The organism is Streptomyces sp. NPDC052023 (genome assembly GCF_044548465.1).
In the GTDB taxonomy this organism is placed as follows: domain Bacteria; phylum Actinomycetota; class Actinomycetes; order Streptomycetales; family Streptomycetaceae; genus Streptomyces.
In genome coordinates, this window is record NZ_JBIUBW010000013.1 from 59031 (window position 1) to 71987 (window position 12957).

Genomic DNA, 12957 nt, shown 5'->3' on the forward strand with positions numbered 1-12957 from the left:
ATCGTCGCCCCCTCATTCCTGACGGCACATCAGATCGGGCCGTCAAGGTACGCCCGGGGGGATGAGGAGGGAAGACGTGAGGCGTGTTGGAAGTGTGGGGATGCGAGGCGCGCTACGCGGGCGCTCCGAGTTCCGCCCACACCTTCTTGCCGACGACACCGGGGGCCCGTACGACCCCCCAGTCCAGGCAGAGCCGCTGCACGATGAACATCCCGTGCCCGCCGGGCCGGCCGGCGCGATGCGGCGTCCGCGGCGCGGGCTGGCCCGTCCCGCGGTCCGTGACCTCGATCCGGATCACCTTGTTGTCGCAGGTGATGAGCATCTCGTCCGGCCCCTCCGCGTGCAGGCACGCGTTCGTGACCAGCTCGGAGACGACGAGCAGTACGTCCTCCGCGGCCGCCCGCTGGTCAGCGGTCGCGGCCGGCAGCCAGCCCCACGCGTACAGCGCCTGACGGGCGAAGTCGCGGGCCAGCGGCACGACGCCGCTCTCGCCGTCGAACGACAGCCTGCGGACCTGACGCGTCCCCGACGACACAGCCGCGCCCCCTTGGGACGCCCCCGCCCCTGGCACGCCCCCCTCGGACGCCCCGGAAGCGCCGCTGGGCTCCGGGCCGCGGTCGCCCGGCGAGTAGGGCCGGGTGGTGCTCATCAGCGCTTCACCTCACCGATTCACCAGTTCACGATTCAAGAGTTCAGTTACGAATAGGTCGGTGCTCAGTACTCACTGTCCGCACGCTCGATCATGATTGCCGCCGACATGTTCAGGATGTCTCCTGCCCGACCGATCCGGGGGAACACCCCCTAGTTCGGGACGACCCGGATGGCTCAGTCGGCCTCACCCTCGCCGGACAGGGCCGCCTGCACCGTGTCGTGCACGGTGAAGACCGCATCCGCTCCCGTGATCTCGAACACACGAGCCACCACGGGCTGCATCCCGGCCAGGTGCACTCCACCGCCGGCGTCCTCCGCCTTCAGGCGCGCGCCGAGCAGCACGTTCAGCCCGGTGGAGTCGCAGAACTCGAGGCGCGAGCAGTCGACGACCAGACGGCTGAAACCCTTGGCGAGGCATTCGTCCAGTGGCTCGCGCAACAGATCGGCGGTGTGGTGATCCAGCTCACCCGCCGGAGTCACAACGGCGCTGGAGCCCTCCTCCCGCACCTCCACCAGAAGCCGGCCCGACTGTGCGCTGCCGACCGTCCCGTGGTCCATGCCGTCTCTCTCTCCCGAGGTCGTGGCTGCTGACTGTCGCCCCCGAACACTACGCCCTCCCTACGCCATTCGACACCCGAACATCCGCCCAGAAACGGACATATACACACAGAATGCACTTGCGAAGGCTTCGGGAAAGCGGGTAGGGCTAGTACAGACACGTAAACCAACACGGCCGGCTTTGGAGGCGCCGCACACCGCAGTGCACGTATTGGCTTCGGCAGCCATATGCCGAGAACGATGGAGGACATCATGTCACCCCGGCTCGACGCATCGCATACCCGGACGGCGACGTCGGCACTCCCTTCGGAACATCTGGATCCCATCGCGCAGGACAGCGAGACGTTCGCCGTCCCCGCGGACGCTCTCGCCGTCCAGGACGACGTACTGGCCGGACTTCCGGAGATCCCCCCGTACGACGAGGTCGGTCCCGTCGATGCGCGGGCCCTGTCCAAGACCCTCTTCGAGCGGCTGGAATCGCTCGAGGAAGGCACGCACGAGTACTCCTACGTGCGCAACACTCTCGTCGAACTCAACCTCGCCCTGGTCAAGTTCGCCGCCTCCCGCTTCCGCTCCCGCAGCGAGCCGATGGAGGACATCATCCAGGTCGGCACCATCGGCCTCATCAAGGCGATCGACCGCTTCGAACTCAGCCGTGGCGTCGAGTTCCCCACCTTCGCCATGCCAACCATCATCGGCGAGATCAAGCGCTTCTTCCGTGACACCTCGTGGTCCGTGCGCGTCCCGCGCCGGCTGCAGGAGCTCCGGCTCGACCTGGCCAAGGCCGGCGACGAGCTGGCCCAGCAGCTCGACCGCGCGCCCACGGTGGCGGAACTGGCCGAACGGCTCGGGCTGTCCCGCGACGAGGTCGTCGAGGGCATGGCCGCGTCGAACGCCTACACCGCCTCCTCGCTGGACGCGCAGCCCGAGGAGGACGACAGCGAGGGCGCTCTCGCGGACCGCATCGGGTACGAGGACCACGGGATCGAGGGCATCGAGTACGTCGAGTCCCTCAAGCCGCTGATCGCGGAACTCCCGCACCGGGACCGGAAGATCCTCTCGCTCCGATTCGTCGCCAACATGACCCAGTCGGAGATCGGCGAGGAGCTGGGCATCTCGCAGATGCACGTCTCGCGGCTGCTGTCGCGCACGCTGGGGCGGCTGCGCAAGGGGCTGACGGTCGAGGAGTGAGGCCGGGCCGGCGTGGGACCGGCCCGGAGTGAGACCGCTCGACAGGCTTTCCGTCCGGCGCCCTCGGGCGCCGGACGCGCCTTTTCGCCTCCGCCGCGTCGCCCCTCCTGCCGCCCCTCCTCCCTCCCTTCTGGAGCCCCATCCATCCCATTACCCTCGGTAACATCTTTCCCCCCAGGCCCCTCTCCACCACTATGGTCAGCCTCCAAACTGGCCGGTACGTCAGGGACTTGGCCGGGCTCCGGCGGGGACGCGAGGAGGCGGGTGGATGGCTCGGCCCGAGGGAACCGACAACGGCGCGGCGGACGGCGGGCAGTCCGGCGCGCCGGACGCACGCCTGACCGAACTGCTGCGCGCCGGCACCGCCGCCGCCTACCCGGCACTCCAGGAACTGCGTGCCCGCCACCGCGAGTCGGTCCTCGCCTATGCCCGGCTGTGCACGACCGGCGACTCGGCGGCCCGTCAGCTGGCGGCGCAGGCGTTCACCCTGGCGGCCCGGAAGGCTGCCCACGGAACCGATCCGGCCACCCCGTGGCGGCACCAGCTCCTGCTGCTGACGGCCCGGGTGGCCGCGACCTGGGCCGAGGACGGCCGCTCGGCGGCGCTCGACGCGGGCCTGCTGCTGGTCCTCAGCACGGGCGGACCCGGCGGGCCCGTACCGCCCATGCTCGCCGCGTACAAGGCACTGCCCGACCGCTCCCGCGGCCTGATCTGGTACGGCCTCGTGGAACAGGAGAGCCCCGAACGCACAGCCGTACTGCTGGGCATCACCCGCGAGGACGTGACGTACGGCATCGAGCCGGCGCTGGGCACGCTCGGCCGGTCCCTGCTGCGGGCCCGGCTCGCCGCCTCCGACGACCCCGCGTGCCAGGACTTCCGCCGCCTGATCGAGGAGTCTGTACGGCCCGCCTCGCCCCGGCACAGTCCCGACCTGGTCGCCCACATGGCGCGCTGCCCGCACTGCGCCACCGCCCACGAGGAGCTGACCGCCCTGCGCGACGCCCCGCGGACCGCGCTGGCGGAGGGGCTGATGCCGTGGGCCGGCGCGGCGTACGCGGCGCGGACCGGCGACGCGCCGGACGCGGGGAACGCGTCGCGGCTCACCGGTGTGCCCGGCGCGGACGGCGGTGGCGTGCGGGAGCGGGCCTGGCCGCCGTCCCGACGGGTCGCGCTGGCCTCGGCCGGACTGGGGGTGGCGCTCACTCCGCTGCTGTTCTTCCTGCTGTCCCCGGGCGACTCCCCCACCGGGAACGCCGCGCACCGGATCGGCGCCACCCCGCCGCCGGCGGTGACGGTGACGGCGACGGTGCCGGCGGCCCCCACACCCCCCTCACCTTCGCCCACGCGGACCGCCAAGTCCCCCTCGCCCACGGCGAGTCCGTCGCCGTCGCGGACGGCCCGGCCGCCGGAGCCGTCCCCGACCCCGCCGCCGTCTGCGCCCGCCCATCCGCCGGGCAGCGCCTACGCGCAGGTCGTGAACGTCGCCTCGGGGCTCTGCCTGGACATCCGGGACGGGGAGCTGGACAAGGGCGTGGACGTGATCACGGCGCCCTGTTCGCCTGCCGTCACGCAGCGCTGGCGGGTGGACGGCGGGCGGGGTGTGCTCCAGTCGGCCGCCGATCCGGAGTACTGCCTGGACAGCCGGGGTGCCACGGACCGGGGGGTGGGGATCTGGACCTGCTCGTCCGTCGAGGGCAGGAACGCCCGGAACCTGATGTTCCTGGTCGACGGTGCCGGGCTGATCCGGCCCGCCCTCGACCAGGAGACGGCGGTGACGCCGGACGGCGAGGGCGGGCTGGTCTTCCGTCCGCTGCACGACTCGGACGGGGACCCGGACCAGCGGTGGCGGGCCGGCGCGGCCTGACGGGACGTCAGTGAACGCGCCGGCCCCGCCGCCACACCCCGGTCACCAGGGGGACGCCCGGCCGGTAGGCGAGGTGGACGTGGCTCGGGGCGTCGAGGAGCGCCAGGTCGGCGCAGGCACCGGGGCTCAGGCGGCCGATGTCGTCGCGGCGCAGGGCGCGGGCGCCGCCCGCCGTGGCGGACCAGAGCGCCTCATCCGGGGTCATGCGCATGTCCCGTACGGCGAGCGCGATGCAGAACGGCACGGACGAGGTGAACGACGAGCCCGGGTTGCAGTCCGTCGACAGCGCCACGGTGACTCCCGCGTCGAGCAGCCGGCGGGCGTCCGGCCACTCGGCGCGGGTGGAGAACTCGGCGCCGGGAAGCAGGGTGGCGACGGTGGAGCCGCTGGCCAGCGCGTCGACGTCCGCGTCGGTGAGGTGGGTGCAGTGGTCGGCGGAGGCCGCGTCCAGCTCGACGGCGAGCTGGACCCCGGGGCCGTACGTCAGCTGGTTGGCGTGGACGCGCGGATGCAGGCCCCGGGCCTTGCCCGCGAGGAGGACGGCGCGGGCCTGGTCGCCGTCGAAGGCGCCCTTCTCGCAGAAGACGTCGATCCAGCGGGCGTACGGCGCGCAGGCGTCGAGCATCTCGCCGGTGACCAGGGCGACGTACGCCGCCGGGTCCTCGGCGTAGTCGGGGGAGACGATGTGGGCGCCGAGGAAGGTGACCTCGTCGGTGTGGGCGGCGGCGATGCGCAGGGCCCGCGACTCGTCCTCCACGGTGAGGCCGTAGCCGGACTTGGTCTCGAAGGTCGTGGTGCCCTGGCGCAGGGCTTCGGCAAGGTGACGGGTGAGGTTGGCTTCGAGCGCCGCGTCCGAGGCGGCGCGGGTGGCGGCGACCGTGGTCCGGATGCCGCCCGCGCTGTACGCGCGGCCCGACATACGGGCGTTGAACTCCTCGGTGCGGTCGCCCGCGAAGACGAGGTGGGAGTGGGAGTCCACGAAGCCGGGGATCACCGCACGGCCGCCGGCGTCGACCCGGTTGTCAGTGGCGGGTGCTTTGCTTGATTCACCGGTCCACGCGACGCGGTCGCCGTCGATGACGACGGCCGCGTCCCGGATCAGGCCCAGGGGGGATCCGTCACCGAGGGAGGGGTCGTTGGTGACCAGTGTGGCGATGTTGGTGATGACCGTCGTCGTGCCGGCGTCGGTGCTGGTGGCGCTGCTGCTGCTCATGGCGTCCTCGTGGGGGCTCGGGTCGGCGGTCGTCAGGCGCGCAGGGCGTCGACGGCTTGCGCGAGGGCCTGCGGAACATCGGGTACGAGGGTGTGCGCCCCGTCGCGTACGACATGCCGCCCACCCACGACCGTATGGCGCACGTCCGCCGCCGTCGCGGCGAATACGGCCGTCTCGGCGCCGAGTCCGGGCAGCGGCCCCGCGGTTCTGACCGAGTCGAGCGCGACCGTCGTGAAGTCGGCGAGCGCGCCGGGCTCCAAAGTGCCCGCGTCCGCCCAGCCGAGCGCGGCATGACCGTCCGCCGAGGCGGCCCGCAGCAGGGCGGCGGCCGTCCAGTGACCGCGGGTGCGGGTGCGCAGCCGCTCGTTCAGCTCCATCGCGCGCGCCTCTTCGAGCAGGTCGATGACTGCATGGCTGTCGGAGCCGAGGCTGAGGGGGGAGCCCGCCTTCTGGAGGGCGGCGGCCGGCCCGATGCCGTCGGCCAGGTCGCGCTCGGTGGTGGGGCACATGCAGGTGCCGGTGGAGCTGCCGCCGATCAGGGCGATGTCCTCGGCGGTGAGGTGCGTGTTGTGGACGCCGGTGGTGCGGGGGCCGAGGACGCCGTGGTCGGCGAGGAGCCGGGTGGGGGTGCGGCCGTGTGCGCCGAGGCAGGCGTCGTTCTCGGCGGTCTGCTCGGACAGGTGCACATGCAGCGGGGCCCGCCGCTCCTCGGCCCACCTGGCCACGGTCGACAACTGGTCGGCGGGCACGGCCCGCACGGAGTGGATCGCCGCACCGATCCGCGCGTGATCCCGTTCCTTGAGAACTGAACAGCGTTCGGCCCACTCCTCGGCCGTCCCGTCGGAGAAGCGCAACTGGTGGGCGTTGGGCGGCTGTCCGAAGCCGGCGGAGAGATAACAGGTGTCGAGGAGGGTGATGCGGATCCCGGCCTCGGCGGCCGCCGCGACGAGGGCCTCACCCATGGCGTTCGGGTCGGAGTAAGGGGTACCGCCGTGGGCGTGGTGCACGTAGTGGAACTCGCCGACTGCCGTGACGCCCGCGAGGGCCATCTCGGCGTAGGCGGCCCTCGCCAGCGCGTGATAGGTGTCCGGGGTCAGCCGGTCGGCGGTGGCGTACATCACCTCGCGCCAGGTCCAGAAGGTGCCCGAGCCGACCTGCACGACGCCACGCAGGGCGCGGTGGAAGGCGTGGCTGTGGGCGTTGGCCAGGCCGGGAAGGGTGAGGCCACGGAGGATCTCGGCACCGGGGGGCGGGGCCCCGGTGTCCTGGCGGACGGCGGTGATCCGGCCGTCCGCGGTGTCGACGGCGACTCCCGGCTCGGCGTAGGTGCCGAGCCAGGCGTGCTCCAGCCAGTACGTCCGTGTCACGCGCGGGCCAGCCCTTCCAGTACGTCGGCGAGTGCGTTCACTCCGGCCACGCAGTCGTCCTCGGTGGCGAACTCGGCCGGGGAGTGCGAGACGCCGGTGGGGTTGCGCACGAACAGCATGGCGGTCGGGATCGTCCCGGACAGGATTCCGGCGTCGTGTCCGGCGCCGGTGCCGAGGACGGGCACCGTGAGGCCGGTGTCCTTGCCGAGGATGCGGGCGATCTCGTCGCGCAGGGCGTGGTCGAACTCGACGACCGGCGTGAAGGACTCCCGTACGACGTCCAGGTCGACGCCGTGCGCTTCGGCGTACTCACGGGCCGTCTGCTGGATCCCGGTGACGACGGTGTCGAGGGTCTCCTGGTCGGCGGCGCGGGAGTCGAGCCAGCCGCGCACCAGGGAGGGGATGGCGTTGACGCCGTTGGGCTCGACGGAGATCTTGCCGAAGGTGGCGACGGCCTGCGCGAGGTGGGCCTCACGGCGGGCGGCGAGGACGGTCTCGGCGTACGGCAGCATGGGGTCGCGCCGGTCCACGAGCCGGGTGGTGCCCGCGTGGTTGGCCTCGCCCCGGAAGTCGAACCGCCACCGGCCGTGCGGCCAGATGGCGCTGGCGACGCCCACCCGGTCGCCGGTCAGGTCGAGGGCGCGGCCCTGTTCGACGTGCAGCTCGACGAAGGCACCGATGCGGGCGAGCCGCTCCGGGTCCGGTCCGATGGCGCCGGGGTCGTATCCGGCGGCCTCCATGGCCCGCGGCAGGGTGATCCCGTCGCCGTCGGTCAGGCGATGCGCCTGCTCGACGGTGAGCTGCCCGGCGGCGAGCCGGGAGCCGACGCAGGCGAGGCCGAACCGGGCGCCCTCCTCGTCGCCGAAGTTGACGACGGCGAGGGGCCTGGCCAGGCGCACGCCGCGGCCCCGGAGTTCGTCGAGCGCGGCGAACGACGACACGACCCCGAGGGGCCCGTCGAAGGCCCCGCCGTCGGGCACGGAGTCGAGATGCGACCCCGTGACGACCGCGTCCCCCTGCGCCGGATCCCCGAGCCAGGCCCACTGGTTGCCGTTCCGGTCCAGCTCGTGGACCAGCCCCCGCGCCTCGGCCTGCGCCCGGAACCACTCCCGGCACTCGGCGTCGGCACCGGTCCAGGCGTAGCGGCGGTAGCCACGGGTGCCGGGGTGCCGGCCGACCGGGAGCAACTCGCGCCACATCTCCTGGAACGAGGCACCGCCCGGGGCGGCGGGTGCCGGGGCCGCCGACGGACCGCCGGTCGTCACCGCGCCGTCGCCCTGTTCGCCCTCGTCACGCGTCACGCCTGGTCACCCTCACGCATCGGCACCCGTACGCCCCGCTCCGACGCCACCGACTCGGCGATGTCGTAGCCCGCGTCGACATGCCGGATGACGCCCATCCCGGGGTCGTTGGTGAGGACCCGGCGGATCTTCTCGCCGGCCAGCGGCGTGCCGTCGGCCACCGTCACCTGGCCGGCGTGGATCGACCGGCCCATGCCGACGCCGCCGCCGTGGTGCAGGGAGACCCAGGACGCGCCCGACGCGACGTTCACCATCGCGTTCAGCAGCGGCCAGTCGGCGATCGCGTCGGAACCGTCGCGCATGGCCTCGGTCTCGCGGTAGGGGGAGGCGACGGAGCCGCAGTCGAGGTGGTCGCGCCCGATGACGATCGGCGCGGCCAGCTCCCCGCTCGCGACCATGTCGTTGAACCGCTCGCCGGCCTTGTCCCGCTCGCCGTACCCGAGCCAGCAGATCCGGGCGGGCAGGCCCTGGAAGTGGACCCGCTCGCCGGCCATCCTGATCCAGCGGGCCAGGGACTCGTTCTCCGGGAAGAGGTCGAGGATCGCCTTGTCGGTCCGGGCGATGTCGGCCGGGTCGCCGGACAGCGCCGCCCAGCGGAAGGGGCCCTTGCCCTCGCAGAACAGCGGGCGGATGTAGACGGGGACGAACCCGGGGAAGGCGAACGCGCGGTCGTATCCGGCGAGCTGGGCCTCGCCACGAATGGAGTTGCCGTAGTCGAACACCTCGGCGCCGGCGTCCATGAAGCCCACCATCGCCTCGACGTGCCGGGCCATGGACTCGCGGGCCCGCGTGGTGAAGCCCGCCGGGTCCTTCGCCGCGTAGGACGCCATCTCGTCGAACCCGACGCCCAGCGGCAGGTACGCCAGCGGGTCGTGCGCCGATGTCTGGTCGGTCACGATGTCGATGGGGGCGCCCATGGCCAGCAGTTGCGGGACGAGTTCGGCGGCGTTGCCGAGGACTCCGACGGACAGCGGGCGGCGCGCGTCGCGGGCCTCGGTGGCGAGCTGGAGGGCGTGGTCGAGGGAGTCGGCCCGCACATCCAGGTAACGGTGCTCGATGCGGCGCTCGATGGCCCGCGGGTCGCAGTCGACGCAGATCGCGACGCCGTCGTTCATGGTCACGGCGAGCGGCTGGGCGCCGCCCATGCCGCCGAGCCCGGCCGTCAGGGTGATCGTCCCGGCCAGCGAGCCGCCGAACTTCTTCGCGGCGACGGCGGCGAAGGTCTCGTAGGTGCCCTGAAGGATGCCCTGGGTGCCGATGTAGATCCAGGAACCGGCGGTCATCTGCCCGTACATGGTCAGGCCGAGGGCCTCCAGGCGGCGGAACTCCTCCCAGTTGGCCCAGTCGCCGACGAGGTTGGAGTTGGCGATGAGGACACGCGGCGCCCACTCGTGGGTCTGCATGACGCCGACGGGGCGGCCGGACTGGACGAGCATCGTCTCGTCCTGCTTCAGCCCGCGCAGCGTGCGCACCATCGCGTCGAAGGACCGCCAGTCCCGCGCCGCCTTGCCCGTGCCGCCGTAGACGACGAGCTTGTCGGGGTGTTCCGCGACCTCGGGGTCGAGGTTGTTCTGCAGCATCCGCAGGGCGGCTTCCTGCTGCCAGCCCAGAGCGCTCGGCCGGTTTCCGCGGGGCGCGCGTACGGGGCGGGGTCCTGACATGGTCTGCCTCCTGGTGATGGCTCTCGCGGGGTCCCTGCGGGCTGTTGCCGATGTTGCTGCGTCTATTCACATCCTGGCGAGATGAATAGAGCTAGTCAATAGAGGGGTGCCCCGACACATCGCCGGCACGGATGTTTGGCTTGATGCATGGACCACGGGCAGCGAAGCGACAGGGTTACCGACAGGACGGGGAGCCACATGGGCCACGTCCCCGAAGACCGGGCGGGCGATGAGCGGGCCGCGCGGCGTGACGAGGCGGTGCGGGCCGCCGTGGAGCAAGGGCTGCTGGGCCCGGACGCCCCCCTTGCCGGGCTGCTCGACGTCACCGGCATCCGGGAGTCGGCGGCGGAGCTGCGCGCGGCGTTCGACGCGGTGACGGCGCCCGGCACGCCCGTGCTGCACGCCTTCGCCGTGAAGGCGTCCCCGCTGGTCCCGGTGCTGCGGCTGCTGCGTGACGAGGGCATCGGCGCCGAGGTGGCCAGCCCGGGTGAGCTGGAACTGGCCAGGGCGGCCGGGGTGGCGCCCGAGCGGACGGTACTGGACTCGCCCGCGAAGACCCCGGCGGAGCTGCGCCAGGCGCTGGCGCTGGGCATCGCCGTCAACGCGGACAACCCGCAGGAGCTGGCCCGCCTCGACGCCCTGATGCGGTCGGCGCCGAGCCGGTCCCCGATCGGGATCCGGGTGAACCCGCAGGTCGGCGGTGGTTCCATCGAGGCGCTGTCCACCGCCACGGCGACCTCGAAGTTCGGCGTGGCACTGCGGGACGAGGGGGCGCGCGAGTGGGTGATACGGGCGTACGCCGAGCGTCCCTGGCTGACGCGGCTGCACTCGCACACCGGGTCGCAGGGCATCCCGCTGTCCCGCATGACCGAGGGCGTGGCGGCGACGTACGCGCTGGCGGAGGAGATCAACCGGCGGATCGGGCGGCCGCAGGTCGACACGCTCGACATCGGCGGCGGGCTGCCGGTGAACTTCGCCTCGGAGACGACGACACCGACGTACGCGCAGTACGCGCGGATGCTGAAGGAGGCGGTGCCGGGTCTGTTCGACGGGCGGTACGGGCTGGTCACCGAGTTCGGGCGGTCGCTGCTGGCCAAGCACGGGACGGTGGTGGCGCGGGTGGAGTACGCCAAGAGCGCGGGCGGCCGGCCGGTGGCGGTGACGCACGCGGGCGTGCAGGTGGCGACGCGGACGGTGTACGCGCCGGGGTCGTGGCCCCTGCGGATCGCCGCGTACGACGGCAAGGGGCGGCCGAAGGAGGGTACGCCGATGGTGCAGGACGTGGCGGGACCGGCCTGTTTCGCGGGCGACCTGCTGGCCGAGGGCCACGAGCTGCCGCTGCTGGAGCAGGGTGACTACGCGGCGGCGCTGGACACGGGCGCGTACTACTTCGCGCACCACTACGCGTACAACTCTCTGGCCCGCCCCGGTGTCTACGGTTTCGTCCCGGACGGCGTGGGGGGCGTGACCTTCGCGACCGTACGCACCCCGCAGACGCTCGACGAGATCGTGGCCGAGTCCGGCGGGGCGCACGCGGGCACATTGAGCGCGCTTCCCGCACTCCCGCAGGGATGATCAACTTGCCGGGAAACGGCGACAGTTGACCCACATTAGCCACTCGCCGCATGTTCCACCGGAAAATGCCAGAACGCTCACCTGCCGCACACACGTTGCGTAGTCTCTGGGTCACTCAGCCGAACCCAGGCAGGAGGGGAGTCCAGGGTGCCCGGAATCGACGAGTGCTTACTGGAAGCCATGCGGCTGCCCGGCGCCCGGGGGGCCGCGCTGGTCGACTGGACGAGCGGACTGGCACTGGGCACCGTCGGCGAGGCGCCGGGCGGTGACCACGAGGCGGCGGCCGCCGAGGCCGCGGAGCTGGCCCGGCTGGCCGCCGAGCAGCGGGCGTTCGCGCCCGGGAGCGACGCGGACGGCGAGGGCGGCGAGGACGGGCGGACCGGCGAGGACGGGTCGGATGCGGCCGATCCGCCGGTCGAGGACCTGATTCTCAGCAACCGGGACAGCTACCACGTCCTGCGGTTCGTGCGCACGTCGTTCGACAGCAGCGTCTTCCTGCACCTGTGGCTGGGCCGGGCGGACGGCAACCTCGCGCTGGCCCGGATCCGGCTGGGCGAGATGGCCGGACGGCTGGTGCTGGGATGACCATGGTCGGCACGACCCCGCCCCCCAGACTGCCGATACGCGACAAGGCGGCCCGGCACCGGACCGGCGGCGTCTCCCCGATGCTCACCCGCCTCGCGGCCGAGCGCGCCACCGGCGTCCTGGTCCGCGCGAGCGGCACCCTGTACCTCGCCGAGGGCCGGGTGGTGCACGCCGAGAGCCCTCTCGCGCCCGGCCTGGACATCCTCCTCACGGCCCACGGCACCCTCGACGCCCGGGACTGGCAGGACGCCGTCGCCCGGGCCGACCAGCCGGACGGCGCCGACCGCGCCCTCCTCGACGGCGGCCGGCTCGCGCCGGGCGCGCTCGAGCTGTGCCACCTGAGCGCGCTCTACGACGCCGCCTACTTCGCCCTCGCGCCCAGCAGCACGCCGGGGCGCTTCCGGTACGGCCCCACGCACTGGCTCGGTGCGGTGCACCCGGTCCCGGTCGGTTCCGTCGAACACGAAACCCTGCGCCGCCGCGCCCTGCTGCACCGCATCTGGCCGGACCCGGCGACCGACAGCGCTCCCCTGGAACGGCTCGACACCGCGGCGGCCCCGGTGGTGCCGCCCCGCCAGAGCGCGGTCCTGGCCCGTGTGGACGGCCTGCGCACGGCCACGGACATCGCCCGCGACCTGGGCAGACCGGCCTTCCACACCCTGGTGTCCGTACGCCGTCTGGCGGCGGCCGGCCTGGTGGCACCCCGCACGCCACACCCGGCCAGGGACGGCGGTTCCTGGCCGGAGCACCGGACGCCGGGTGATCCCGCCGCTCCCGGACATCCCGATCCCGCCGGCCCCGCACAGCACGTGCCCGGCGCCCAGGGCCACCCGGCCCCCGTCGGCGCCGCACCTGCCGGTGCTCTCCCGCCCCGTACGCCCGCCCGCACGACGAGCATCCCCCTCGGGCCGCTCCCCGCCGAGCACCCCGACATCGCACTGCTGAAGAGGGTCAGGGATGCGCTGGAGGCCCTTTGAACGGCAGCAACCGC

Annotated in this window: 11 protein-coding genes; 5 read left to right on the forward strand and 6 right to left on the reverse strand. The window is 73.0% G+C overall.

Annotation, left to right across the window (positions count from 1 at the left end; translation table 11 throughout):
- Nucleotides 1-112: 112 nt before the first annotated feature.
- A complete protein-coding gene (locus ACIHCM_RS24630; RefSeq protein ID WP_399899565.1) occupies nt 113-649 on the reverse strand; it encodes an ATP-binding protein in 537 nt (178 codons plus the stop codon).
- 176 nt (nt 650-825) lie between these two features.
- Nucleotides 826-1209 (reverse strand): STAS domain-containing protein, encoded by a 384-nt coding sequence (locus tag ACIHCM_RS24635; RefSeq protein ID WP_393109287.1) that lies wholly within the window; start codon nt 1207-1209, stop codon nt 826-828.
- 252 nt (nt 1210-1461) lie between these two features.
- Between ACIHCM_RS24635 and ACIHCM_RS24640 the strand changes: the two genes are divergently transcribed.
- Both ACIHCM_RS24640 and ACIHCM_RS24645 read left to right on the forward strand, forming a co-directional pair.
- Complete coding sequence (locus ACIHCM_RS24640) at nt 1462-2400, forward strand: RNA polymerase sigma factor SigF (RefSeq protein ID WP_399899567.1); 939 nt, start codon at nt 1462-1464, stop codon at nt 2398-2400.
- Nucleotides 2401-2668: 268 nt separating this feature from the next.
- On the forward strand, nt 2669-4264 hold the full coding sequence (locus ACIHCM_RS24645; RefSeq protein WP_399899570.1) for a ricin-type beta-trefoil lectin domain protein: 1596 nt from the start codon (nt 2669-2671) through the stop codon (nt 4262-4264).
- Nucleotides 4265-4271: 7 nt separating this feature from the next.
- Here the strand turns inward: ACIHCM_RS24645 and hutI are convergent, their stop codons facing one another.
- The 4 genes from hutI to hutU form a co-directional block, all read right to left on the reverse strand.
- Nucleotides 4272-5477, reverse strand: coding sequence for an imidazolonepropionase (gene hutI, locus ACIHCM_RS24650; protein WP_399899573.1), 1206 nt, complete (start codon nt 5475-5477; stop codon nt 4272-4274).
- Nucleotides 5478-5509: 32 nt separating this feature from the next.
- Entirely contained in the window at nt 5510-6844 is a 1335-nt protein-coding gene (locus ACIHCM_RS24655; protein ID WP_399899576.1) for a formimidoylglutamate deiminase, read from the reverse strand.
- The gene (locus ACIHCM_RS24660; RefSeq protein ID WP_399899870.1) at nt 6841-8043 is read right to left on the reverse strand and encodes an allantoate amidohydrolase; all 1203 of its coding nucleotides are present in this window, start codon (nt 8041-8043) and stop codon (nt 6841-6843) included. Before ACIHCM_RS24660 ends, ACIHCM_RS24655 begins: the two co-directional genes overlap by 4 nt.
- Nucleotides 8044-8141: 98 nt before the next feature.
- Nucleotides 8142-9806: a urocanate hydratase gene (gene hutU, locus ACIHCM_RS24665; RefSeq protein WP_399899577.1), complete on the reverse strand. Its 1665-nt coding sequence runs from the start codon at nt 9804-9806 to the stop codon at nt 8142-8144.
- 198 nt (nt 9807-10004) lie between these two features.
- Between hutU and ACIHCM_RS24670 the strand changes: the two genes are divergently transcribed.
- The 3 genes from ACIHCM_RS24670 to ACIHCM_RS24680 all read left to right on the forward strand — a co-directional run bounded on the left by ACIHCM_RS24670 (nt 10005) and on the right by ACIHCM_RS24680 (nt 12943).
- Nucleotides 10005-11381 (forward strand): diaminopimelate decarboxylase, encoded by a 1377-nt coding sequence (locus tag ACIHCM_RS24670; RefSeq protein ID WP_399899580.1) that lies wholly within the window; start codon nt 10005-10007, stop codon nt 11379-11381.
- 147 nt (nt 11382-11528) lie between these two features.
- Nucleotides 11529-11966, forward strand: coding sequence for a hypothetical protein (locus ACIHCM_RS24675; RefSeq protein WP_399899582.1), 438 nt, complete (start codon nt 11529-11531; stop codon nt 11964-11966).
- Nucleotides 11963-12943, forward strand: a complete 981-nt coding sequence (locus tag ACIHCM_RS24680; protein ID WP_399899584.1) for a transcriptional regulator — start codon at nt 11963-11965, stop codon at nt 12941-12943. Before ACIHCM_RS24675 ends, ACIHCM_RS24680 begins: the two co-directional genes overlap by 4 nt.
- The last annotated feature ends 14 nt before the right edge of the window (nt 12944-12957 follow it).